This window comes from Pseudochrobactrum algeriensis (assembly GCF_018436245.1).
GTDB lineage: Bacteria > Pseudomonadota > Alphaproteobacteria > Rhizobiales > Rhizobiaceae > Pseudochrobactrum > Pseudochrobactrum saccharolyticum.
In genome coordinates, this window is record NZ_CP075361.1 from 2,221,647 (window position 1) to 2,244,316 (window position 22,670).

24 protein-coding genes and 2 pseudogenes are annotated in these 22,670 nt (G+C 51.5%); 19 read left to right on the forward strand and 7 right to left on the reverse strand.

Going from position 1 to position 22,670, the window contains the following annotated elements; genetic code table 11:
* Window positions 1–10: 10 nt before the first annotated feature.
* The 4 genes and pseudogenes from KHQ09_RS18605 to KHQ09_RS12420 all read left to right on the forward strand — a co-directional run.
* A pseudogene (locus KHQ09_RS18605) lies at window positions 11–202 on the forward strand (hypothetical protein); the annotation flags it as partial.
* A gap of 239 nt (window positions 203–441) precedes the next feature.
* Complete coding sequence (locus KHQ09_RS12410; protein ID WP_238481629.1) at window positions 442–1,365, forward strand: lytic transglycosylase domain-containing protein; 924 nt, start codon at window positions 442–444, stop codon at window positions 1,363–1,365.
* Window positions 1,366–1,991: 626 nt separating this feature from the next.
* Window positions 1,992–2,207 (forward strand): cold-shock protein, encoded by a 216-nt coding sequence (locus KHQ09_RS12415; protein WP_022710150.1) that lies wholly within the window; start codon window positions 1,992–1,994, stop codon window positions 2,205–2,207.
* Between the two features lie 531 nt (window positions 2,208–2,738).
* Window positions 2,739–3,230 carry a BA14K family protein gene (locus KHQ09_RS12420; protein ID WP_075656380.1) on the forward strand — a complete coding sequence of 164 codons (492 nt, stop codon included), beginning with the start codon at window positions 2,739–2,741 and terminating at the stop codon, window positions 3,228–3,230.
* Between the two features lie 76 nt (window positions 3,231–3,306).
* Here the strand turns inward: KHQ09_RS12420 and KHQ09_RS12425 are convergent, their stop codons facing one another.
* Window positions 3,307–3,948, reverse strand: coding sequence for an MBL fold metallo-hydrolase (locus tag KHQ09_RS12425; protein ID WP_213598520.1), 642 nt, complete (start codon window positions 3,946–3,948; stop codon window positions 3,307–3,309).
* A gap of 311 nt (window positions 3,949–4,259) precedes the next feature.
* Window positions 4,260–4,541: a hypothetical protein gene (locus tag KHQ09_RS12430; protein ID WP_022710147.1), complete on the reverse strand. Its 282-nt coding sequence runs from the start codon at window positions 4,539–4,541 to the stop codon at window positions 4,260–4,262.
* A 310-nt stretch (window positions 4,542–4,851) separates the two neighbouring features.
* Between KHQ09_RS12430 and KHQ09_RS12435 the strand changes: the two genes are divergently transcribed.
* The 3 genes from KHQ09_RS12435 to KHQ09_RS12445 all read left to right on the forward strand — a co-directional run bounded on the left by KHQ09_RS12435 (window position 4,852) and on the right by KHQ09_RS12445 (window position 7,605).
* Entirely contained in the window at window positions 4,852–5,373 is a 522-nt protein-coding gene (locus tag KHQ09_RS12435) for a MarR family winged helix-turn-helix transcriptional regulator (protein WP_051138994.1), read from the forward strand.
* Between the two features lie 139 nt (window positions 5,374–5,512).
* Entirely contained in the window at window positions 5,513–6,220 is a 708-nt protein-coding gene (locus KHQ09_RS12440; protein WP_022710145.1) for a response regulator, read from the forward strand.
* Between the two features lie 89 nt (window positions 6,221–6,309).
* On the forward strand, window positions 6,310–7,605 hold the full coding sequence (locus KHQ09_RS12445; RefSeq protein ID WP_213599982.1) for an ATP-binding protein: 1,296 nt from the start codon (window positions 6,310–6,312) through the stop codon (window positions 7,603–7,605).
* 46 nt (window positions 7,606–7,651) lie between these two features.
* On the opposite strand, the gene KHQ09_RS12450 is transcribed toward KHQ09_RS12445, so the two are convergent.
* From KHQ09_RS12450 to KHQ09_RS12460, 3 genes are all read right to left on the reverse strand, one after another.
* Window positions 7,652–7,999 (reverse strand): tRNA-binding protein, encoded by a 348-nt coding sequence (locus tag KHQ09_RS12450; protein WP_238481630.1) that lies wholly within the window; start codon window positions 7,997–7,999, stop codon window positions 7,652–7,654.
* Between the two features lie 268 nt (window positions 8,000–8,267).
* Window positions 8,268–8,768: a type III secretion system chaperone family protein gene (locus KHQ09_RS12455; protein ID WP_022710142.1), complete on the reverse strand. Its 501-nt coding sequence runs from the start codon at window positions 8,766–8,768 to the stop codon at window positions 8,268–8,270.
* A gap of 462 nt (window positions 8,769–9,230) precedes the next feature.
* On the reverse strand, window positions 9,231–9,524 hold the full coding sequence (locus tag KHQ09_RS12460; RefSeq protein ID WP_022710141.1) for an accessory factor UbiK family protein: 294 nt from the start codon (window positions 9,522–9,524) through the stop codon (window positions 9,231–9,233).
* Between the two features lie 253 nt (window positions 9,525–9,777).
* Between KHQ09_RS12460 and lgt the strand changes: the two genes are divergently transcribed.
* From lgt to KHQ09_RS12495, 7 genes are all read left to right on the forward strand, one after another.
* On the forward strand, window positions 9,778–10,620 hold the full coding sequence (lgt, locus tag KHQ09_RS12465; protein WP_213598524.1) for a prolipoprotein diacylglyceryl transferase: 843 nt from the start codon (window positions 9,778–9,780) through the stop codon (window positions 10,618–10,620).
* A gap of 3 nt (window positions 10,621–10,623) precedes the next feature.
* On the forward strand, window positions 10,624–11,724 hold the full coding sequence (locus KHQ09_RS12470; RefSeq protein ID WP_213630848.1) for a class I SAM-dependent methyltransferase: 1,101 nt from the start codon (window positions 10,624–10,626) through the stop codon (window positions 11,722–11,724).
* 25 nt (window positions 11,725–11,749) lie between these two features.
* A complete protein-coding gene (pgeF, locus tag KHQ09_RS12475) occupies window positions 11,750–12,529 on the forward strand; it encodes a peptidoglycan editing factor PgeF (protein WP_075656036.1) in 780 nt (259 codons plus the stop codon).
* Window positions 12,530–12,619: 90 nt separating this feature from the next.
* A complete protein-coding gene (locus KHQ09_RS12480; RefSeq protein ID WP_028233440.1) occupies window positions 12,620–13,771 on the forward strand; it encodes a M24 family metallopeptidase in 1,152 nt (383 codons plus the stop codon).
* A 15-nt stretch (window positions 13,772–13,786) separates the two neighbouring features.
* On the forward strand, window positions 13,787–14,377 hold the full coding sequence (locus KHQ09_RS12485) for a hypothetical protein (RefSeq protein ID WP_213598526.1): 591 nt from the start codon (window positions 13,787–13,789) through the stop codon (window positions 14,375–14,377).
* A 396-nt stretch (window positions 14,378–14,773) separates the two neighbouring features.
* A complete protein-coding gene (locus KHQ09_RS12490) occupies window positions 14,774–15,706 on the forward strand; it encodes a ribose-phosphate pyrophosphokinase (protein ID WP_075656032.1) in 933 nt (310 codons plus the stop codon).
* A gap of 108 nt (window positions 15,707–15,814) precedes the next feature.
* Window positions 15,815–16,435, forward strand: coding sequence for a glutathione S-transferase family protein (locus KHQ09_RS12495; RefSeq protein ID WP_213598528.1), 621 nt, complete (start codon window positions 15,815–15,817; stop codon window positions 16,433–16,435).
* On the opposite strand, the gene KHQ09_RS12500 is transcribed toward KHQ09_RS12495, so the two are convergent.
* Window positions 16,436–17,950 carry an ATP-binding protein gene (locus KHQ09_RS12500; protein ID WP_213598530.1) on the reverse strand — a complete coding sequence of 505 codons (1,515 nt, stop codon included), beginning with the start codon at window positions 17,948–17,950 and terminating at the stop codon, window positions 16,436–16,438.
* 372 nt (window positions 17,951–18,322) lie between these two features.
* On the opposite strand from KHQ09_RS12500, the pseudogene rplY reads away from it, so the two are divergent.
* The 5 genes and pseudogenes from rplY to KHQ09_RS12525 form a co-directional block, all read left to right on the forward strand.
* Window positions 18,323–18,616 (forward strand): annotated as a pseudogene (gene rplY / locus KHQ09_RS12505) (50S ribosomal protein L25); the annotation flags it as partial.
* A gap of 124 nt (window positions 18,617–18,740) precedes the next feature.
* A complete protein-coding gene (gene pth, locus KHQ09_RS12510) occupies window positions 18,741–19,481 on the forward strand; it encodes an aminoacyl-tRNA hydrolase (protein ID WP_213598532.1) in 741 nt (246 codons plus the stop codon).
* A 195-nt stretch (window positions 19,482–19,676) separates the two neighbouring features.
* On the forward strand, window positions 19,677–20,780 hold the full coding sequence (gene ychF, locus KHQ09_RS12515; RefSeq protein WP_116087826.1) for a redox-regulated ATPase YchF: 1,104 nt from the start codon (window positions 19,677–19,679) through the stop codon (window positions 20,778–20,780).
* Between the two features lie 175 nt (window positions 20,781–20,955).
* Window positions 20,956–21,417 (forward strand): MaoC family dehydratase, encoded by a 462-nt coding sequence (locus KHQ09_RS12520; protein ID WP_213598534.1) that lies wholly within the window; start codon window positions 20,956–20,958, stop codon window positions 21,415–21,417.
* A gap of 2 nt (window positions 21,418–21,419) precedes the next feature.
* The gene (locus tag KHQ09_RS12525; RefSeq protein WP_122093919.1) at window positions 21,420–21,905 is read left to right on the forward strand and encodes a MaoC family dehydratase; all 486 of its coding nucleotides are present in this window, start codon (window positions 21,420–21,422) and stop codon (window positions 21,903–21,905) included.
* 185 nt (window positions 21,906–22,090) lie between these two features.
* On the opposite strand, the gene KHQ09_RS12530 is transcribed toward KHQ09_RS12525, so the two are convergent.
* Window positions 22,091–22,636: an adenine phosphoribosyltransferase gene (locus KHQ09_RS12530; RefSeq protein ID WP_116087828.1), complete on the reverse strand. Its 546-nt coding sequence runs from the start codon at window positions 22,634–22,636 to the stop codon at window positions 22,091–22,093.
* Window positions 22,637–22,670 lie beyond the last annotated feature (34 nt).

The following is a 22,670-nucleotide window of genomic DNA, read 5'->3' on the forward strand; positions in this document are numbered from 1 at the left end:
GCCGTCGCCATCACTGTTTAAAAAGCCGTCGCTCGACAATATGGGGCCCGGAACGGATATGGCGAAACCGCTCGGCCCGCAGAGTGACGATGATCCGGCTCCGGTCAGACGGCATCGCGCCGGTGCAGGCTCCTATGAAGATCCGGTGGATGTGAAGCGTAAAACCCGCCGCTCCGGCAAGACCGGACGGCCCGGCAAATAGCGTCTGCTTCTTGACCGTATTGACAGCACAAGACGGAAAACGCATGAAAGCGATGTGCGTTTTCCATTTCTTAGAGCGTCGCGCACCCTTTCCGGCACACAAATATCGCTCTAACACTTTATATTTGCAGTATAATTTCACTTTAAACTCATTCAAGTTTAAGAAATTATGCTCTGGCATTAACATATGTCTCAAAACCCGCGCAGGACTTTTGCGATATATTCTGACAGGATCAGCCTATGCGCCTTCCGGCCGGATTATTTGCTGCACTCATGCTGTCTGTTCCGGTCTCTGGTCTGTCTGTTGCCTTTGCACAGCAGCAGCAGGAAAAACCGGCTGAATCTGCCCCTCCCGTAACGGAGAAAACACAGAGCGAGAAGTCTGACACCGCTGCGAAACCTGCGCCGGATGTTGCGCAAATCTGCCGCCTGATTGCCGGATCGGCTGAAAAACATGGCATTCCGCCGAATTTCTTTGCCCGCTTGATCTGGAAAGAAAGCCGCTTTGACCATCTGGCTGTCAGCCCTGTCGGTGCGCAGGGTATTGCGCAGTTCATGCCTTACACAGCCAAAGAACGCGGCCTGACCGATGCTTTTAATATTGAACTGGCGCTACCCGCCTCAGCATCATTCTTGAAAGATTTACATGGCAGTTTCGGCAATTGGGGGCTGGCAGCAGCGGCCTATAATGCAGGGCCGACACGCCTATCCAATTGGATGAAGAATGGCGGTTTTCTGCCGCTGGAGACAGAAAATTATGTTCTCTCCATTACCGGCAAAAGCGTGGATCATTTCAGTACCGGACAAGAGCTGACTGACACGCCGCTGGATGACAAGCTGCCCTTTCAGCAAGCCTGCCAGCTTTTACCCGTCATCAAATCCCGCTCAATCTCTATGGCACAGCTTAATCCGTTTCCATGGGCGGTTCAGGTGGCAGGAAATTTCCGTCAAAGTGTTGTCAGCGCGCAATGGAACCGCTTGCGCAAACAGAATCCGAAACTGTTCGCCGGTCGGGAAATCTATATTTCCCGTGTGCGCAGCCCAATCGGCAGAAGAGGAATCTATGTCGCCCGCCTCGGTGCGAACAGCCGTCAGACAGCGGATAATCTCTGCCAGACCATCAGAATCAGTGGCGGCTCGTGCATTATTCGCAGAAACCGCTGAAACTTTCAGAGCCTTTGTCGACAGTGAATGTGAAATACACGGGGCTGCATCACTTTCCGGAATAAGCGACAACCCGAATACACAACCGGAATGCCAGCAAATGTTCAATTTCAGCAGTGAAAACAACGCTCTTTAAAATCGAAAGCAGCCTTTTCGTGTATTTTTTTCTCAAAATATGCGATTTTTTAAGTGATCCGACTTCTTCCAACCATAAAGAACTACATAATTCAGTTATTATACAACAATTTTCAAAACTAAATAAAACTTAAGTCATCTTGAATTTCTTTTTAGTGAAGTATCTTTGTATTTATGACTATTTAATTTTTATTACAGCCCATCTTGGCAAAGAAAAAACAGCGTCATAACAAAAATTTGCTTGCCAAATACCTCTCTATAGATCAGTCTTCAAATGTTCGGGCATTTGGCGAACAATGGAAGACTGGAAGAACGGCGCGCCGGAACCGCTATAAGCTCCGGGTCAGGCAACTGACAATGATCGGCTCCTTTCCTGATTTCGATAACTGCCTGCATACCCCTACCGCTGGGCGTGTGGTGCGCATAGCGGTTCGAAAAATTCCGTTGCGGCTGAAAGGCCAAGACGGCGCCAAGGAAAAGGAACGTATCCCATGGCACAAACCGGCGTAGTCAAATTCTTTAATGGTGAAAAAGGCTTTGGCTTTATCAAACCGGATAATGGCGGACCAGATATTTTCGTACATATCTCTGCTGTTCAGGCTTCCGGCCTCACAAACCTCGCTGACAATCAGAAAGTTTCTTTCGAAACTGAACCGGATCGTCGCGGCAAAGGCCCTAAAGCTGTAGACATCAGCATTACCGAGTAAAAAGCACCAACTGCCTATATATGATTTCTGCGTGACATTCTCACAGAAGTCAGATTGTAAGCAGTGCTTTATCCAGAAACCCCGGTTCCGCCGGGGTTTTTTATTATCTGCAGAGCGGCTCCTGTGAACGCTCGCTGTTCACTTTCTGATACAGTCTGAAAACCAAAAAAAGGCGGCTCAAGTCAGCACGCAGAGCATTACGGGATTGCTCCTTTCATTAGAGAGTCTCCTATCCCGTTGTTTTCATGAATGTCTTACAGCTGAAGCCCGCCTCCCTCTAAGCAATGTGTCCGCACGCTCTCAAAGCGCATGAAGCCATGTTTTCAAATCCACGCTGCTTGTCATTAATCGTGACATACGGAGATATTTAAAAAGCTGAACATTCCCCCTATTTTCTGTTCAGCAAGCATTCATATGCCCTGCTCTAATGATTGGTCATCATCTTATCACAGCACATAAAGTTGCTGCTGAGAGAAGACCAAAACCGGCATTATCGAATGCGTAAAGCTTCGTAAGGAGGCACAGATTATGATGAATAAGTTGACCAAGACCGCTCTGATCGCAGGCCTCTCCATTGCCACGATAGCCGGCAATCTTTCAGTTGCATCCGCTGATGACTGGGGACGCCGCCACGGTGGCTGGAACAATGGCGGCTGGAATCATGATAATGGCTGGCGTAACCGTGACAGAGACTGGGATCGCCGCGACCGCCGCCGTGATCGCAACAATGCGATAGCCGCAGGCGTGCTTGGCCTTGCAGCCGGTGCGATTATCGCCGGTGCCATGTCGCAGCCGCAACCACAACCTGTTTATCGTGAACCTATTTACAATGCACCGCCACCGCAGACTTTCTACCCGGCCCAGCCGGCACGCGGAAATTATGGCCGCGACTATCGTGGCTCTTACCAGCCATGGACACGCGAATGGTATAACTGGTGCTCCCAGAAATACCGCTCCTTTAATGCCCAGTCCGGTACATTCCGTGGCTATGATGGTCAGGATCACTTCTGCGTCGCAAACTGATCCCGTTCAGATGAAAAAACCGCCGGTCACTCCGGCGGTTTTTTTATGAGAGTTTTGGGTGCCTGTGGCAACTCAATCAAACCAGAAACGGATTGCCTCTGCGCTCATCACCAAAGCGGCTGCCTGCACCATGACCGCAGATAAAGCTGAATTCATCACCAAGCGGCAGCAGCTTCTCCTTGATGGAGCGGATCAATATATCATGATCTCCGCCCGGCAAATCCGTCCGGCCCACTGATCCGTTGAACAAAACATCGCCGACAATTGCAAAATGCATGGCTTTATTGATGAAAACTACATGTCCCGGCGAGTGTCCCGGGCAATGCAGAACTTCAAAATCCTCACCGGCAACCTGTAGAACATCGCCTTCTTTCAGCCAGCGATCCGGCTGAAAATTGCGGAAGCCGTCTCCCAGACCAAATTTGGCCGCCGAGGCTTCCACATTGTCGTAGAGAAACGCATCCTCTTCCTGAGAGCCAATAATCGGCACCTGTAATGCATCACGCAGATCAGCGGCAGCACCGATATGATCGACATGACCGTGGGTGATCCAGATCTCTTCGATCTTCAGCTGATTGTTCTCGATCACATCTTTCAGCGCATCAACATCACCGCCCGGATCAACAACAACGCCTTTTTTACTGTCCTTATCGAACAGGATTGTGCAATTCTGCCGAAAAGGCGTGACTGCCACTATGATTGCCTGAAGCTTGCTCATTTATCACCCGATTATCGTTTGCGTGCTCTGACCGGTTTTCGTTTAACTGGAACATGTCTGGTTCAAATGGATTCATTTGAGTTCCCGCGAACATGCGACTATAGAAAAATCCAGAGTAAGTGCCATGCGTATAATTAAGCGCGGCACGCTCTGGTGCAAACAAAAAGGACAGCCGTAGCTGTCCTTTATATAGGCCGGATAAATCAAAAAAGCAGTGCATCACGCACCGCCTGAAGAAAAAACATATTCATAAGACCGGCACGACATCCCGCCCTGCCGGTCATAAGGTAATTAATCCCGAGTTTTTACGGTCAGGCTTTATTAGCCATGCTGTTTTTAATCAGACCGATCACGGCTGTCAGAACGGCACCACCGGCACCGCCGCCGATCAGCTGTCCGACAATACCGCTCAATGCAGAATCGACACCGCCACCGGCCAGCATTGGCAGAAGCTGACCGAGGATCAGACCGCCGATACCACCGGCAACTGTATTGCCTGTTGTTCCAAGGCTGAGATTCTTAACTGCACCGGCCAGGTTGCCGCCGACAGCACCGGCGACTAACTGTACAAGAATAGGAATAATGGCATCCATAATTGTCACCCCAATTAATGTTAAACATCAAAGTAGAACGCCTTGACATCTTGATGATGACAAGAAAAAGGAGACTGTCAATTCTTATAATTATTACCTGATAAATTCAGCATGTTTCATCCCTCGGCGCTGCCCGCAATCATACAGTTTCACACAGAATCAGATTTAAACGGCAGATAGTGTGAAAATGCAGCGTGTTGCGCCGCAAAATATTGCCATGGTTGTTTCTAAAGCGGATAATCGAAAGTAAGATGCAGATAATCTATCCGCATAGCAAACAGGCTGATAGAACTAGCAGGCTGAAATATGAATGAACCGGAGACCGGACGTGCGTTTCAATCACAATGATACTACTATTCGTGCTGCCCTCTCAGAAGATGAGGTCAACGATCTGGGCATCATTGAACTCCTGTTCTTTTCCTATCGCGATTTTACAGCTGATCCCGATAAGCAGCTTGAAACCATGGGCTTCGGCCGTGCGCATCACCGTGTCTTATATTTCGTCAACCGCAAGCCCGGCATGAGTGTTGCGGAATTGCTGGATGTTTTGAAAATCACCAAACAAAGCCTTGCCCGCGTTCTGAAACAACTGGTTGATAACGGCCATATTATCCAGCTGACCGGTGAAACAGACCGCCGCCAGCGGGAATTATATCCGACTGTTTCCGGCCGCGAGCTTATTCTTTCTCTGACACAACCACAGTCAAACCGCATTGCCGCGGCTCTGGCTGAAAGCAATGTCACGGAAAAACAAATTATCCAGAATTTCCTGAAAGCCATGGTCAACAGTGACCAGCGCGATCAGATCGACAGCCTGCCGCTCAGCCGGTAAATATAAACAGCCTTCATTCACATAGTGTGTATATCCGAAGGCCGTGCACACAGATAAACAGACTGCAGAAGCCGAGATAACAAGCTGAATACACGCCTCGCCTGAGGCAGGAAAAGCTCTGTACTGAAAGGGTAAACCAATGACCAGCGAAGACACAATTCTGTCCGACGATGCCCCGCACCTGCTGGTGGTTGATGATGATACCCGTATCCGCAGCCTGCTCTCGCAATATCTGAGCACCACCGGTTACCGTGTCACAATGGCAGCCAATGCGCAGGAAGCCCGCCGCAAGCTCGAAGGCATTGATTTCGATCTCATTATTCTCGACGTCATGATGCCGGGCGAAAGCGGTGTGGAGCTGACCCGCTCGCTGCGTGAACAGAAGAATGTGCCCATTCTGATGCTTACCGCGCTTTCTGAAACCGACAGCCGTATCAGCGGCCTCGAAGCTGGTGCCGATGACTATCTCTCCAAACCGTTTGATCCGCGTGAACTGACACTGCGTATCAATAATATTCTGCGCCGCGGTGCCCAGCCGACACAGCATATTATTGAGCAGATTGTTTTCGGCCCTTACACTTTTTCCATTCCGCGCAAGGAACTCAAACAGGGCGGCGAAGTTATCAAACTGACGGATCGTGAACAGGATATTATGACGATCTTCGCTGAACGCGCCGGTGAGACAGTGCCGCGTCATGAACTGACAGGTCAGGACGGGGAAGTCGGAGAAAGAACAATCGATGTGCAGATCAACCGTCTGCGCCGCAAGATTGAAGTCGATCCTGCCAATCCGATCTGGCTGCAAACAGTGCGCGGCATCGGCTACAAGCTGAGCATTGAGCAATAAAAGCGCTCGTCGCCAATAACATAATCCTGACGGACAGGAGAGAATAGCAGTTGCTCTGGAAAAGGTTTTCCGACTGGCTGGCATTGCGTATGCCCAAGCGGCTTTATGCGCGCTCGCTCATCATCATCATCGCTCCGATGGTGCTGTTGCAGTCGGTTATTGCCTTCGTTTTTATGGAGCGGCACTGGCAGATGGTCACAGAGCGTCTGTCCACTGCGGTCGTGCGCGACATCTCTGCTATTATTGATATTCTGGAAACCTATCCGCAGGAACCCGATTACGCGAATATTATCCGCATTGCGCAACAGCGGCTGGATCTCAACGTATCTGTTCTGCCGCCCTCGCCGCTGCCACCGCCGGGGCCAAAGCCGTTTTTCTCCATCCTTGATTATTTTCTCAATGAGGAAATCACCCGCCAGATCAATCGCCCGTTCTGGATTGATACGGTCGGCGATTCTGACTTGGTAGAAATCCGCATTCAGCTGGATGACAAAGTCTTACGTGTTTTTGCCAAGCGTAGTCAGGCTTATGCATCCAATACGCTGATCTTCCTCACATGGATGATTGGCACCGCTCTAGTCTTGCTCACCATTGCGATTGCCTTCCTGCGCAATCAGATCAAACCGATCCAGCAATTGTCAGAAGCGGCTGAAAGCTTTGGTAAAGGCCAGCCGATGCCTGCCGGTTTCCGGCCTCATGGTGCTGAAGAAGTGCGCAAGGCGGGCATTGCCTTCATTCAGATGCGCGAACGCATTGAACGGCAGATTGAACAGCGCACAGCCATGCTCAGCGGCGTGAGTCACGATCTGCGCACCATTCTCACGCGCTTTAAACTGCAGCTGGCCATTGCAGGCAGCAAGATTGATACGGTGCCGCTCAATCAGGATATTACCGACATGCAGAATATGTTGGAAGGCTATCTGGCTTTTGCACGCGGTGAAGGCAGTGAGGAGCAAGGCGTTCTGGATCTGCAAATCCTCATCACAAAACTGGAAGAAGAAGCGCGGCTGCGCAATCGCGGCTTCTCCGCCGAGATGCACGGCAACAGTAATATTCACGTCCGACCGAATGCATTCACACGGCTGGTCAGCAATCTCGTCGGCAATGCTTTCCGCTATGCGCAATCCGTGCATTTAACGGCAACCCATGAGAATGACTGGCTGACCATTGTTGTCGATGATGACGGCGCAGGCATACCGGAAGACAAGCGGGAAGAAGTTTTCAAACCTTTTGTCCGTCTGGATGAAGCCCGCAATCAGGATGCAGGCGGCACCGGTCTGGGCTTAGCGATTGCCCGTGATATTGCCCGCAATCACGGCGGCGATATCACACTGGACAGCAGTCCGACCGGCGGTCTGCGCGCCATTGTCAGCATTCCTGCCTGATGCCTTCTCAAGCGGTTTAAATGAGACAGCGTAACGCGGTATAAGACTAGATCAGCTTCTGCCCGTTCGGCACATTTCGCTCTGTTGCCGCCAACACAATATCACCATTTTCATCAGCAAATCCGAGCGTCAGAACTTCAGACATGAAAGGGCCGATCTGACGCGGCGGGAAATTGACAACAGCCAGCACCTGACGACCAACCAGCGTTTCCGGTGTATAATGCACCGTAATCTGTGCAGACGATTTTTTAATACCTATCACATCGCCGAAATCAATTTTCAGCTTGTAGGCGGGCTTACGAGCCTGAGCAAAAACTTCCGCTTCAATAATCGTCCCGGTACGGATATCGACTTTTTCAAAATCCGCAAAACTGATTTCCTGCTGCTCAGACACGACACCCCCGCCCATACTTGTAGAGCGTGTCGCGTGTAATTTTATCCACTGCGCCCGCTCTGTCTCCAAGTTTTTACACATGTCACTATCGGAAAACCGGTAGCCGCTTTTCCGCGACATGCGCTAGAGCATAATTCCTTAAACTTAGATCAGTTTAAGACAAAATTATGCTCTAATTTTAAAGTGTTAGAGCGACCTTTGTGTGCCAAGCCTGGCACACGGCGCTCTGCCGCTGCCTTTTTAAACAGGCAGCGCTTGTTTTATCACCTTAAGCCCGGCCGACTGTTTCAAACAGCACGCCCTGCAAAGCTTCTTTCGCCGGCACACCCGACCACACTACAAACTGGAAAGCCTGATAATAGCATTCACAGGCTTCCAGCGCGCTGGCCAGCAATACTTCGACCTGACGACTGGTTGGCTTAGCGCCGCCCGCCAGCAACAGGGACTGACGATACATAATCGCCCCTTCCTGACGCCACAGATCAAAATGCCCCATAAGCAGCTGCTCATTAATAAGCGAGAGCAGACGCATGACTTCATTCACGCGCGGCTCACTCACCTTTACATCAAAGGCGCAGGCCAGATGCAGCGCTTCAAACTCTTCCATCCACGAGAATGAAAGATGATAATCCGTCCAGTTACCGACAACAGAAACCGCAATCTCATCGTCACCGGTACGGTCAAAAGCCCAGTCATTGGCATGCGCAACCTGTTCAATGACATCCACCGGATGTGCATCGCGAGCGATATCGAGCTCAAGAAGGTTCATGTTCGTTCCCTGTTTTTGGGCTTACCCGCAAGAGTAAAACCCGGATTCCGGCTGTCATAAACACGCAGCCGGAATGTATCCCCCGCAGCAATTGCCACAAAAAAGACACACTGGTTAATAGGCCGAGACAAATGTTGCCAAACGCTGCAACCCCGCCTCCAACACACGCGCAAACACATGACTGTTACACTGATGCATCAACCGGATCTGTGCGGCTGAACTTATTGTCCTGCCGCTCCCCGCTTCTGCCATGCTTCATGACTCAATTACGAATCATGCAGTGTTTTCAGTCTATTGATGCTGAGTCAGAGTACCAGTCCTTTTTGTCAAAACTCTAAGAAACCATGTGGAAAGAACAAACGGCGCCCGAGTGGGCGCCGCTGTAACCGATTCTGGAATAAGGGCTTTTAGGCATTCGCCCCTGTGAATAAAAAGTTAAAAAATCTTTGAGATTTTTAGACCTTAAGCGCCTTTTTTCGCTGGTTTTTCTGCCAGTGCTGCTTCGATTTTAGCAATACGCTCTTCGAGCTCGGCAATTTTGACCGTCAGGGCACTGTTTTCGGTGCGGGTTTTAACTGCCATTTCACGCATGGCTTCAAAATCTTCACGCTGCACAACATCCAAAGTATTAAGCAGTTTTTCACCCTGAGAGCGCATTGCTGTTTCAACTTCACGACGCACGCCCTGCGCGGCACCCGCAGCATCAGTGACGAGTTTTGCGAGTTCATCAAGAACTTTACCGGTTGCATTACTCATTGGATCACCTCTTTTTAGCCGCCACAGGCGGAAATAATTTCTGCTTCTGAGATAAGCCCGCATTATATCGTATGCAAGACTTAAACAGCCTTACTTTGTCAGACATTTAAGTTCGGCTTAAGGCTAAAACCCGAATAAAGCCATAAAAGCAACGGACTTTTATCCTGAACAAAAATTCGCTATGCCTCATTAACAAAAGCATCAACCAGTGCTGAAACACATGATAGCAGACGCAGCCATAACGGAGTGAAGAATGACCGAACCGCAGATCATGATGGCTGCACTGCCCTTCCCGAATATTGATCCTGTGCTGTTTTCCATAGGGCCGCTCTCCGTGCACTGGTATGGTATCGGCTATGTCATCGGCATTCTGTTTGCGTGGTGGTATGGCAAGAAACTCGTAAACACAGCGCGTCTGTGGCCAAACAATAATGCGCCGATGGATCCGCTGGCTCTGGATGATTTTGTGCTCTGGGCAGCCCTTGGCGTTGTGATCGGCGGCCGTCTCGGTTACGTGCTGTTTTATAACTTCGGTTTCTATATCAGCAATCCGCTGGAAATACCGGCTGTCTGGGACGGCGGCATGTCTTTCCACGGTGGCATTCTCGGCACGACCGTTGCGATGATCCTGTTTGCCCGCAAGCGCGGCATTCCTGTCTGGAGCATGTTCGACACCATCGCCGCCGGTGTGCCGATCGGCCTTGGCGTCGTGCGCATTGCCAATTTCATCAATTCAGAACTCTGGGGTCGTGTCAGCGATGTTTCATGGGCGGTCTATTTCCCGAATGGCGGCCCGCTGCCACGCCACCCGAGCCAGCTTTATGAAGCAGCGCTCGAAGGTTTTGTATTGTTCTGCGTACTTGCTCTACTGATCTGGAAGGGCAATAAACTCAAAGCTCCGGGTTTCATCGCCGGAGCCTTTGTCGCCGGTTATGGCTTGTCACGTATTCTGGTGGAATTCTTCCGCGAGCCGGACGCACAGCTCGGTTATCTCGTCGGCGGCTGGATGACCATGGGCATGGTTCTGTCCGTACCAATGGTGCTGCTTGGTGTCTGGGCAATGTGGCGCGGAAACCGTGCTGCGGCAAAGGCATAAACAATGGCAGAAACGACAATCCCCGCCGCAGACAAGCTGAAACAGCGTCTGATCCGTCTTATCAGCAATGGCGGGCCGATCAGCGTGGCAGATTATATGGCTTTCTGCCTCGCCGATCATGACGGCGGCTATTACATGACCCGTGAGCCGTTCGGGGCGAAAGGTGACTTCATCACTGCGCCGGAAGTTAGCCAGATGTTTGGTGAACTGATCGGCATTTGGGTCGTCAGCCATTGGGAAGCTCTGGGCAAACCGGAAAACTGCACCATTTGCGAGATTGGCGGTGGTCGCGGCACATTGATGAGCGATCTGCTGCGCGCGGCTGGCAAACTGGCACCGGACATGCTGCGCACCATCCATATTGCAATGGTGGAAACCAGCGACCGGCTGACAGGCGTGCAAAAGAAAAAGCTTGAGGGCGCCGCCCCTCACATGGCTTGGTATAAAAGCTTCGGGGAAATCCCGCAAAACACGCTGATCCTCGTCGCCAATGAATTGTTCGACGCGCTGCCCGATCATCAATATGTCAAACATGAGGGACGCTTTGTTGAGCGCATGGTAGCGACCTGCAATGAGGCAGCGCCGGAACTTTGCTTCACTACCGGAACCGGCGGCATTGACCTTGCCCTTCTGCCGAAAGGTCATGAAGCAGCACCGGAAGGCGCTATTTTTGAAGCCTCACCAGCGCGTTCTGCGCTGATGCAACAAATCAGCGAACATATCCGCAAGCACAAAGGCGCGGCGCTGTTGATTGACTATGGCTCTCATGAAGCCGGTTTCGGCGACACTTTGCAGGCGCTCTATCAGCACGCCTATCAGAATGTTTTTGCCGCTCCCGGTCAGGCCGATATTACTACCCATGTAGATTTTGCCGCTCTCGCGCAAATTGCTTCCGGCCTCGGCTGCACGACAAAAGCTGAAGAACAGGGCGATTTCCTGCTGAGAATGGGGCTGCTCAGCCGTGCCGGTCAGCTTGGTGCCGGTAAATCTGCCAGCGTGCAGGAGCAAATCCGTGATGATGTCGAGCGGCTGGCTGCGCCAAACCAGATGGGCAGCCTGTTTAAAGTCTTAAGCGTCACTTATCCCGACCTGAAAACAATCTGATATTTCATTTTCCAGAGAGACTATCATGACCAATATGCCTGATCCGATCCGCTCTCCTTTGCTCGAAACCAATGACCGCATCGCACATGGTTTTTTCACCCGTCTCGGCGGCGTATCTTCCGGCATTTATGACAGTCTCAATGTCGGCGCAGGTTCTAAAGATGATCCTGATGCTGTTGCAGAAAACCGCCGTCGCGTAGCGGCCTATTTCGACCTCCAGCCGGAAGATCTGCAAACTCTCTATCAGGTGCATTCACCAACCGTTCTGACCATCACTGAAGCCCTGCCTTCGCCACGGCCGCAAGCCGATGCGATGGTGACCAATGTACCGGGACTGATTCTGGGGGCATTGAGCGCCGATTGTGGTCCTGTGCTGTTTTGTGAGCCGGAAGCGGGCATTATCGGCTCCGCACATGCCGGTTGGCGTGGTGCGCTTGCCGGTGTTCTGGAAAACACCGTGGAAGCCATGATTAATCTGGGTGGTGAAAGGTCAAAAATCCGCGCAGTTCTGGGGCCGTGCATTGGTCAGGACAATTATGAAGTCGGCGCTGAATTCGTTGCGGAATTCACTGCCCGCGATCAGACTTATGAACAATATTTCCGCCCATCGAGCGATCCGGCACGTAAAATGTTTGATCTTTGGAGCTTTATCGTTGATCGTCTGTCAGCCTGCGGTATCCAGACAGCGTCTCTTGATCTCTGTACCTATGCCGATGAAGCGCGGTTTTTCTCTTATCGCCGCACCACCCATCGCAAGGAACCGGATTACGGACGCCAGATCGCCGCTATTGCCATCCGGAAGTAAGCGCTTCCGGTTCTGAAAACATGCATGATCCTGCCGGACTGCTCGCAGAGCGGTAACCGGCACGGTCGTTTGTCCAATGCGGAGACAAATATGGCACTTCATTTTGCACCGGAAGAATTTGCGGCACGCCGTGACCGGCTGATGCTCTGCATGGCTGAGAACAAGCTTGATGCATTGCTGCTGTTTTCTCAGGAAAGCATGTATTGGCTGACCGGCTATGACACTTTCGGCTTTTGTTTTTTCCAGTGTCTGGTCGTCAAGCAGGACGGCAGCATGGTGCTGATGACACGCTCCGCCGATCTGCGTCAGGCGCGCCACACTTCTACGATTGAACATATCGTGCAATGGACAGATCGCGAAAACGCCAATCCTGCGGTTGATCTGCGCAATCTGCTCAATGATATGGATCTGCTTGGTGCCCGCATCGGCGTTGAATATCAGACCCACGGGCTTACCGCCGCCAATGGCCGCAAACTGGATGAGCAGCTGAACAGCTTTGCCAAAGTCATCGATGCTTCCGGTATGGTTGATCGCCTGCGTCTGCTGAAAAGCCCTGCGGAAGCCGATTATGCCCGCAAGGCCGCAGCATTGAGCGATGCGATTTACGACGCCGCACTTGATCAGACGCGCAAGAATGCCAATGAGGCGAATATTCTTGCCGCGATGATGGAAGCCAATTTCCTCGGCGACGGTGATTTTCCGGCCAATGAATATATTATCGGCTCCGGCCCTGATGCTCTTCTTTGCCGTTATAAATCCGGCCGCAGGCAGCTGCACAAAAATGACCAGCTGACCCTTGAATGGTCCGGCGTCTACCGCCATTACCACGCGCCGATGATGCGCACGGTACTGACCGGTAAAGCAACCAAGCGTCACGAGGAGCTGTATCAGGCTGCACATGAAGCCCTGATGGCTGTGGAAGCCGCCCTCACCCCTGCCTCGACATTCGGCGATGTTTTTGAAGCCCATGCCAAGGCACTGGAAGCGCATTCGCTGACGCGGCACCGCCTCAATGCCTGCGGTTATTCCGTGGGTGCACGTTTTACGCCGTCATGGATGGACCCGCAGATGTTCTATGCGGGCAATGCCGAGCGCATCGAGCCGGATATGACGCTGTTTGCCCATATGATTATTATGGATTCTGAAACCAATACGGCCATGACCTTAGGCCAGACCTATCTGACCACCAACGGCCCTGCCGAAAGCCTGTCGAAGAGCAGTCTTGATCTGGTGATTATTTAACGGGAACTGAAGCCGATGCCGGTTACTTTATCTGCCTCTGTTGATGCTTCTTTAAAACAGAAAGCAACACCGCTGTTGCTTTTTAAGTCTTCCGCAACAGTACCGTTGCTGGCATCAGTCCTTCTGCTGGCTGGCTGCTCCGCGCAGACGACCAGTGAGAAAAGCGCGGCGCTTGCCCCGCTGACCTCTGATTTTGGTCAGCCCGCACAGGTTGCTCAGGCACCTTTGAATATGGCCAAAGTGCGTAATTACAAACTCTATATTGCACCGATCATCGGCGCACCGCTGGAGATTGTGACACCGCTCTCATTGCGTTTTGACGACATCCTCAAAACCCAGTCCATTACTCTCGCCTCGAATATGGAAACCGAAGCCGATTATATTCTCAAAGGCTATCTGTCCAACCTCACCGAGAATAATCAGACTTCTGTGCTTTATGTCTGGGATGTTATGGATAAGCAGGGCAATCGCGTACATCGCCTGCAAGGTCAGGAGAAAGTCTCCGGCAAAAACGGCTGGTCTTCCGTTCCTGCGACTGTGATGGGCAAAATTGCCGACGATACGCTGGCGGACTATTTCCGCTGGGTCTCGGCCAACGCTCCGTAAACAGCTTCAATCGCGATCAAACATCAGGTGAGACTCAGTTTCACCTGATCCTGCCGGTCATGTTAAGCCTGTTCTCAGAAACTTCACACAAACGTGTCTTTTTGGCCTATAGAGAGCATGAAAATGCAGCTTTTGTGAAATATCGGGACATTAATGCTGCCCTGCGGCTTTTGTACCCTTGCAATACTGGCCAAGCTTTGTAAAAGGCCGCTCATCCAGCCAGTGTTGTATGAAGAAATGATGCATAGCTGCTGAAGTTGAAATTCTATGAGACGGACGGGTTGCAGACCCTGAACTCTCACAATCAAACCCGGATACAGGGAATCCGCGCATGACCAATGCAAAATGCATTCAAGGTTTATGCGCTAGGCAAACCAGCGCCAGAGGCAAAAAAGCATGAAACTTTTCGCGGGCAACTCCAATCGTGTCCTAGCAGAATCCGTCGCAAAACATCTGAATATTCCGCTCGGCAAAGCCGTTGTGAAGCGTTTTGCCGATCAGGAAATCTTCGTGGAAATTCAGGAAAATGTGCGTGGTGAGGACGTTTTCGTTCTGCAGTCCACCTCTTATCCGACCAATGACCACCTGATGGAACTGCTGATCATGATCGATGCATTCCGTCGCTCTTCAGCACGCCGCATCACTGCAGTGCTGCCTTATTACGGCTATGCCCGTCAGGATCGTAAACCAGGCCCGCGCACACCGATTTCCGCCAAGCTGGTTGCCAATCTCATCACTGAAGCCGGTGCAAACCGCGTTCTGACCCTTGATCTTCATGCCGGTCAGATTCAGGGCTTCTTCGATATCCCGACCGATAATCTCTATGCTGTTCCGGTTATCGCCCGCGATGTTAAAGCCAATTACGACACATCCAATGTGATGGTGGTTTCGCCTGACGTTGGTGGTGTGGTACGCGCCCGCTCGCTGGCGAAGCGCATTGATGCGCAGCTGGCAATCGTTGACAAACGCCGTGACCGTCCGGGTGAATCGGAAGTTATGAACGTCATCGGCGACGTGACCGGCAAAGACTGCCTGCTGTTTGACGATATTGTTGATTCCGGCGGCACACTTTGCAATGCGGCTGAAGCTCTGCTGGCCAAAGGCGCAACCAGCGTTACCGCCTATATCACCCACGGTGTTCTCTCCGGCGGCGCGATTGCCCGTATCACCAATTCCAAGCTGAAAGAACTGGTTATCACCGATTCCATCCAGCCAACCGCTGCAATTGATCAGGCACACAATATCCGCGTTCTGTCGATCTCCGGTCTGATCGGTGAAGCGATTGCCCGCACCGCTGCGGAAGAATCCGTATCCAGCCTGTTTGACTAAAAGCTGCTGGTCATCTGAATTGAAAAAGCCGGATCACTGATCCGGCTTTTTTGTTTTCTTCTTCACAAAGACAGTGCATTCTTTCTCTCAAACGGAGGAGAATGCATCATGTCAGATCCCATACTCTATACAAATCCGATGTCGCGCGGACGTATTGCCCGCTGGATGTTGGAAGAAACCGGCTCTCCCTACACTACACAGATCGTCCCTTTCGGTCCGGTTATGAAAGATGCGGAATACCGGTCAATCAATCCGATGGGCAAAGTACCGGCATTGCAGCATAACGATCATATCATCACCGAAACGGCTGCAATCATCGCCTATCTCGCCGATGTTTTTCCGGATGCTAAACTCGCACCAACCGCAGACGAGCGGGCAAAATATTATCGCTGGCTGTTTTTCGGCGCAGGGCCTGTGGAAGCGGCTGTCAGCAACCATGCCAGCGGCTTTAATCCGACAGAAGAACAAGGCCGGTTTATCGGATACGGCTCCTATGAAACCGTTATGGATGTGCTGGATCAGGCGCTGTCAGAAACGCCTTACATCACCGGCGACCGCTTTACCGCAGCCGATGTCTATGTCGGTGCGCAAGTGAATTTCGGATTGGGGTTCAATACAATTGAAAAACGCCCGAGCTTTATCGCTTACAGCCAGAGACTTCTGGAACGCCCTGCCCTGCAACGGGCAACAGCGCTCGATGATGCCGACATGGCGAAAATGAAAGCCTGATTATTCTGCAGCCTCAGCGCCGTCTGCGCTTTCATCCGGCCCGTTCGGATCACCGGCTGCGGTTTCACAACCCATATCGGGAAATGCAACAATACGCATGCCCTTGAAGTCATTTCGCACAACCAGCAGACCGCGCTCTTCAAAATAAGTCAGCAGACGACGGGCGCGGCTGGTGGAGTGGCTGCCATAGGCACGCGCCAGCGTGGCATCAGACGGACATGGAGCCCCTTTAACCGCAGCCTGCGCCACAATCAGGAACACGCCCTGCACATCATCCGTCAGGCTTTCTGACAATTGCAGTGCAGTCTGCCACTTTTCATCATCAATCAGCTCATCCCCGCCGCTGGCTTGTGCTACAGCAAGACGACGACGGAATGCCGGTAACGCCAGCGGTTCCCCCGGCACACGATGAATACGGCAACGTACCAGAAAATCCTGATACAGCACGGCCACAGTGCGATAAGCGGCTTCCGGATCTTCGATGATCTCGGTCATCACCTTATCCAGCAATTCCTCACGCTCGGCTTCCACCAAGCCCGGGAACAGCGGCTCATCCGGCACTTCGGCTTCCGGTTTGGCTTTCACCACCTGTTCCAGAATTTCAGCAATCGGGCGCGGCGGTGGTGGCGGTGGTGGCGGACGACGCACAATCATCTTCGCTTCAGCCGCACTTGGCGTAAAAATCAGATCAGCCGCATCAACCGGAGAATCCGGCAATGGCATCAGTTTCGGGCTGGATGAGCGCGCAGAGGTCTCAACCTTGCCGATTTTCACCGGCAGCGGACGGCGCGATAAGGCAGGCCCCAGCGCCACAAAATGACCGCGCTGCAAATCACGGAACTGTTCTGCCTGACGGCGATCCATACCAAGCAGATCGGCCGCACGCGCCATATCAATATCAAGGAATGTACGCCCCATCAGAAAGTTGGAAGCTTCAGCCGCCACGTTCTTGGCAAGCTTTGCCAGACGCTGCGTGGCAATGACACCGGCCAGTCCGCGCTTACGGCCACGGCACATCAGGTTGGTCATAGCGCTCAGCGAGATTTTACGCGCCTCGTCTGACACTTCGCCACCGACAGAGGGCGCAAAAAGCTGCGCTTCATCGACAACCACCAGCATCGGATACCAGTAATCACGGTCAGCATCGAACATACCATTGAGGAATGCGGCAGCGGCTTTCATCTGCTGGTCAATATCCAGACCTTCGAGATTAACCACCACAGACACACGGTGCTGACGGATACGCTGGGCAATACGGGTCAGTTCAGCCTCGGTGCGTGCAGCATCAACCACCACATGGCCGTAAACATCGGCCAATGTGACAAAATCGCCTTCAGGATCAATGATACATTGCTGCACCCACGGGGCGCTCTGCTCCAGCAAGCGGCGCAGCAGATAGGATTTACCGGAGCCGGAATTGCCCTGAACCAGCAGACGTGTGGCCAGAAGCTCTTCGAGATCGAGCATAGCCGCGGTGCCGTTCGTTGTGGCTCCCATGTCGATGCCGACCTTCATATGACCTCCTGAAATACACGTGAAAAAACACCCTGATGAACGGGTGTGGTAAAATAAGATTCGGGATATGGAACTTGTCTATCAGCTATGTATCATAACACCAAGTCACGAAGCTTGCGCATTTATCACGATCGCCTCTGAATACACAATGCCACCGTTATGCCAGTAAAAAATACTGTTTTTGAGCACAAAAACTTGCACAATCCGGCTTAATCCCCTATGAGAGCGCATCCGCGTAGACACCCTTGGAGGCAACGCGGAATGATATGCCCGCATCATCGCTGTTTTTGCTGCGTATTTCGCGGATATATCATGTTTCGGAATCTCACCTGATTTTGCGGAACACTCCAAATTACTTGATAAGGAAAAGCCATGAGCGAAGTTAAAACTCTCAAGGCCGTAAAACGCGAACGGGCTGGTAAGGGGTCCTCCCGTGCACTTCGCGACAACGGTCAGATTCCAGCAGTCATCTATGGTGACAAGCAGCCTGCTATTTCGGTCGCTATCGACTATAAAACAGTTTACTATCTGATTTATGGCGGCGGCTTCAAGTCTACCGTTTTCAACATTGATGTTGACGGCCAGACCATCAAAGTTCAGCCTAAAGACTACCAGATGGATCGCGTTAAAGACACGCCTCTGCACGTAGACTTCATCCGCGTAGCATAAATTTCAAGCCTTCAGGCTTCTGATTTATCAAACATCTCCGGTGCAAACCGGAGATGTTTTTGTTTGTGATACCAGCACAGCCTGATAAAACGCTTGCCATATCTTATTCTCGGAGACGACCATGCTGCTGATAACCGGCCTCGGCAATCCCGGTGCGCAATATGCGCGAAACCGTCATAATATCGGTTTTATGGCCGTGGATGAAATTCATGCCCGCCATCGCTTTTCGCCATGGTCGAAAAAGTTTCAGGGTTTGATTTCCGAAGGCATGATCGACGGCGAGAAAGTACTGCTGCTCAAGCCGCAAACTTTTATGAACCTTTCCGGTCAGTCTGTCGGCGAAGCCATGCGCTTCTACAAACTGGCAATCAGTGACCTTGTTGTGATCTATGACGAACTTGATCTGCCGCCTGCCAAATTGCGTGTCAAAGCCGGTGGCAGCGCCAATGGCCACAATGGTATCAAGTCCATCGACCAGCATATGCACGGGTTGCTGAACTCCAAGGAATATCGCCGTATGCGCCTTGGTATCGGTCATCCGGGCTCAAAAGATCTGGTGCATCATTATGTGCTGGGTGATTTTGCCAAAGTCGACAATGAATGGCTGGATCTGCTCTTTACCGGTATCGCCGATAATCTGTCCTATCTCATCAAAAAAGACGATAACGGCTTCATGAATAAGCTTACGCTTGCCATGGGCGGCAAGCAGGATGCCAAAGCGGAAGCACCGGTAAAAGCTGCACCAAAAGCTCAGAGCCATATTCGTCAGGCACGGCAGAATAATACGATTGCCCCCAAAGTTCCGACAACCGGCCCTATGGCCGATATGCTGGCCAAACTCTTTGGCAAGAAAGACAGCTAAACAGACTTTTAGATCACAAGCGGCAATTTTCAGCAGCTTTTGCCCGCAATTTACGCCACTGCCCTTGACCTGTGCTTGCCCCATAGCGCATAGGCAATGGCAATATTCATTACGTTTCATGCTGAAGGATAAGGGCTGAACCGCATCATTGTCGGTCGTTCTTAAAATTCGCTCCAGACCGGATAAGGTTCTACCATGGGTTTCAAATGCGGTATCGTTGGCCTGCCAAATGTCGGCAAGTCCACTCTCTTCAACGCACTGACCAAAACTGCTGCTGCACAGGCTGCAAACTATCCTTTCTGCACCATTGAGCCGAATACCGGTGAAGTTGCAGTGCCGGACAGCCGTATGCGCCAGATCGCAGACATTGCCGGTTCAAAAGAACTGATCCCGACCCGTATCAACTTTGTTGATATTGCCGGTCTGGTACGCGGCGCTTCCAAGGGTGAAGGTCTGGGCAACCAGTTCCTCGCCAATATCCGTGAAGTCGACGCGATTGTTCATGTACTGCGCTGCTTTGAAGACGATGACATCACCCATGTTGAAGGCCGTATTGATCCGGTCTCCGATGCGCAGACTGTTGAAACAGAACTGATGCTCTCCGATCTCGAAAGCCTTGAGCGCCGCATCGTGCAGATACGCAAGCGCGCAACCGGCAAAGACAAAGAAGCAACAACCGTTCTGCCGATGATGGAAGAATCCCTGAAGCTGCTTCAGAATGGTGAGCCTGTCCGTATGCTGCTGAAAGGCATTGCACCGGATGATCTGCTGATCCTCAAAGGCCTGAACCTGCTGACTTCAAAGCCTGTGCTTTATGTCTGCAATGTCGCTGAAAGCGATGCAGCAAACGGCAACGAGCACACCGAAGCTGTCGCCAAAATGGCAAAAGAACAGGGTGCGGAAACTGTTATCATTTCCGCGGCGATTGAAGCGGAAGTTTCGCAGCTGCCTGATGAAGATGCACAGCTGTTCCTTGGTGAAATGGGTCTGGAAGAGCCGGGTCTCGACCGTCTGATCCGTGCGGGCTACAGCCTGCTTGATCTGATTACTTATTTCACTGCCGGACCAAAAGAAACCCGTGCATGGACTGTGCATCGCGGCGCTAAAGCCCCGCAGGCAGCCGGTGTGATCCATACCGATTTTGAACGCGGCTTCATCCGCGCGCAGACTATCGCGTTTAATGACTACGTTACCTTTAAGGGTGAAGTCGGCGCCAAAGAAGCCGGTAAAGCCCGTGATGAAGGCAAGGAATATGTGGTGCAGGACGGCGATGTGATGCTGTTCAAATTCAACACCTGATTTTATATATCACCGAATTTAAAGCCCTGCTCTGCAGGGCTTTTTTGTATCTGTGCAATTTAACAAAACATCATTTGACGTTTACGTAAAAGATCATAGGATACAACACCGAAAACAAAGCAGCCACATATCACTATTGCACGGCAGCTTGTCATATAAACGGAGGAGAGCGCCGTTGAGCCAGCCCCATTTCACCTATAATGATTTTATCGTCGGCGACAGCCTGCAACTCGGCTCCAAGCTGGTGACTACAGAAGAAGTCATTGCCTTTGCGAGCGAGTTTGACCCGCAGCCTTTTCATATGAGCGAAGAAGCAGGCAAAGCGTCTATTCTCGGCGGCCTCTCCGCTTCCGGCTGGCATACCTGTGCCATGCTGATGCGCATGATGGCTGACCGGTTTATCAGCAATTCCGACAGTCAGGGTGCACCCGGCGTGGAATATGTCAAATGGCTGAAACCTGTATTGGCCGGAGACACAATCAGCGCAACCACAACAGTGCTGGAAAAGCGTATCTCCCGCTCGCAGCCTGCACTCGGCATCATCCGGCTGAACCACAAGATCACCAATCAGAATGATATTCCGGTTTGTGAAGCGCAGGGTTCAATTTTCATGCGCGTAAATATTCAGGAGGCGTGATGATGGAAAAGACCAGCAAGCCATCCATTCTTGAAGAGAATATCGGCAAAACCGTTACCATCGGTTCTTATGAATTTACCGAGGCAAAAATTATCCGCTTTGCTGAAAAATATGATCCGCAGGTCTTTCATACTGATCCCGTTGCAGCCAAAGAGAGTTTTTTCGGTGCACTCTGTGCCTCAGGCTGGCACACGACTGCGGTCTGGATGCGCCTGAATGTGCAGTCCATGATTGGTATAGTTAAAACCTGCATGGAGCGCGGAGAAACACCGCCGGTTTTCGGCCCCTCACCCGGCTTTGAAAATCTGCGCTGGGAGCATCCGGTCTTTGCAGGCGATGTGATCGCTTATACTGCACAGATCACCGGTATTCGCCCGCTGGCGACGAAGCCGGGCTGGTCTATGCTCAGTCACCACTCCACAGGCACCAATCAGCATGGCGAGCGCGTGATGCAATTTGACGGTGCCGCTCTGGTAAAGCTGCCCTGATCGTAAGCACATTAGAAATATAAAAAAGCCTGCCTGATTGCTCAGGCAGGCTTTTTATTAGAGCGCCGTGCGCCCGATTGGGCGCTACACAAGGTCGCTCTAACACTTAAAAATGAGAGCATAATTTTTACCTTAAACTGATCCAAGTTGAAGAAATTATGCTCTCATCTCACAGATAAGCAGACTTAATCGCCTTCAAATTCCAGCAAGGTGCGAACCTGCACACCAAGCTCTTCCAGTTTCTTGCGTCCTCCAAGATCAGGCAGATCGATAATGAAACAGGCAGCAACAATTTCAGCTTTCATCTGACGCAGCAGATTGACCGCAGCAACAGCTGTACCGCCGGTTGCAATCAGATCGTCAACGAGGATGACCCGTTCGCCCGGATGGATCGCATCGCTATGCATTTCCATTTCATCAAGGCCATATTCCAGACTATAGGCAATACGCACAGTCTCATAAGGCAACTTGCCTTTTTTACGGATCGGCACGAAACCGGCCGACAACTGATGCGCCATTGCGCCGCCGAGAATAAAGCCACGGGCTTCTACGCCGGCAATCTTGTCAGCCTTGCCACCGGCAAAAGGAAATACCAGTTCATCAATCGCACGACGAAACGCTTGGGGATTACCCATCAGAGTTGTTACATCACGAAACATCACGCCCGGATGCGGATAATTCGGAATTGTACGCAACGAAGCCTTCAGAAACTCTTTGGTTTCATCATTCATGGCAAATCCTCATTTGTAACTCTCTGGTTGGCTC

Bases quoted from the DNA above. Each gene is read 5' to 3' on its own strand.
- KHQ09_RS12500 (WP_213598530.1), bottom strand. From the start codon at position 17,950: ATGAAGGTCGGCATCGACATGGGAGCCACAACGAACGGCACCGCGGCT.
- KHQ09_RS12435 (WP_051138994.1), top strand. From the start codon at position 4,852: ATGAACCGGAGACCGGACGTGCGTTTCAATCACAATGATACTACTATT.
- KHQ09_RS12495 (WP_213598528.1), top strand. From the start codon at position 15,815: ATGTCAGATCCCATACTCTATACAAATCCGATGTCGCGCGGACGTATT.
- KHQ09_RS12410 (WP_238481629.1), top strand. From the start codon at position 442: ATGCGCCTTCCGGCCGGATTATTTGCTGCACTCATGCTGTCTGTTCCG.
- KHQ09_RS12440 (WP_022710145.1), top strand. From the start codon at position 5,513: ATGACCAGCGAAGACACAATTCTGTCCGACGATGCCCCGCACCTGCTG.
- pgeF (WP_075656036.1), top strand. From the start codon at position 11,750: ATGACCAATATGCCTGATCCGATCCGCTCTCCTTTGCTCGAAACCAAT.
- KHQ09_RS12430 (WP_022710147.1), bottom strand. From the start codon at position 4,541: ATGGATGCCATTATTCCTATTCTTGTACAGTTAGTCGCCGGTGCTGTC.
- KHQ09_RS12415 (WP_022710150.1), top strand. From the start codon at position 1,992: ATGGCACAAACCGGCGTAGTCAAATTCTTTAATGGTGAAAAAGGCTTT.
- KHQ09_RS12525 (WP_122093919.1), top strand. From the start codon at position 21,420: ATGGAAAAGACCAGCAAGCCATCCATTCTTGAAGAGAATATCGGCAAA.
- KHQ09_RS12470 (WP_213630848.1), top strand. From the start codon at position 10,624: ATGGCAGAAACGACAATCCCCGCCGCAGACAAGCTGAAACAGCGTCTG.
- KHQ09_RS12530 (WP_116087828.1), bottom strand. From the start codon at position 22,636: ATGAATGATGAAACCAAAGAGTTTCTGAAGGCTTCGTTGCGTACAATT.
- KHQ09_RS12420 (WP_075656380.1), top strand. From the start codon at position 2,739: ATGAATAAGTTGACCAAGACCGCTCTGATCGCAGGCCTCTCCATTGCC.
- pth (WP_213598532.1), top strand. From the start codon at position 18,741: ATGCTGCTGATAACCGGCCTCGGCAATCCCGGTGCGCAATATGCGCGA.
- KHQ09_RS12460 (WP_022710141.1), bottom strand. From the start codon at position 9,524: ATGAGTAATGCAACCGGTAAAGTTCTTGATGAACTCGCAAAACTCGTC.
- KHQ09_RS12425 (WP_213598520.1), bottom strand. From the start codon at position 3,948: ATGAGCAAGCTTCAGGCAATCATAGTGGCAGTCACGCCTTTTCGGCAG.
- KHQ09_RS12455 (WP_022710142.1), bottom strand. From the start codon at position 8,768: ATGAACCTTCTTGAGCTCGATATCGCTCGCGATGCACATCCGGTGGAT.
- KHQ09_RS12445 (WP_213599982.1), top strand. From the start codon at position 6,310: ATGCCCAAGCGGCTTTATGCGCGCTCGCTCATCATCATCATCGCTCCG.
- KHQ09_RS12485 (WP_213598526.1), top strand. From the start codon at position 13,787: ATGCCGGTTACTTTATCTGCCTCTGTTGATGCTTCTTTAAAACAGAAA.
- KHQ09_RS12490 (WP_075656032.1), top strand. From the start codon at position 14,774: ATGAAACTTTTCGCGGGCAACTCCAATCGTGTCCTAGCAGAATCCGTC.
- ychF (WP_116087826.1), top strand. From the start codon at position 19,677: ATGGGTTTCAAATGCGGTATCGTTGGCCTGCCAAATGTCGGCAAGTCC.
- lgt (WP_213598524.1), top strand. From the start codon at position 9,778: ATGACCGAACCGCAGATCATGATGGCTGCACTGCCCTTCCCGAATATT.
- KHQ09_RS12480 (WP_028233440.1), top strand. From the start codon at position 12,620: ATGGCACTTCATTTTGCACCGGAAGAATTTGCGGCACGCCGTGACCGG.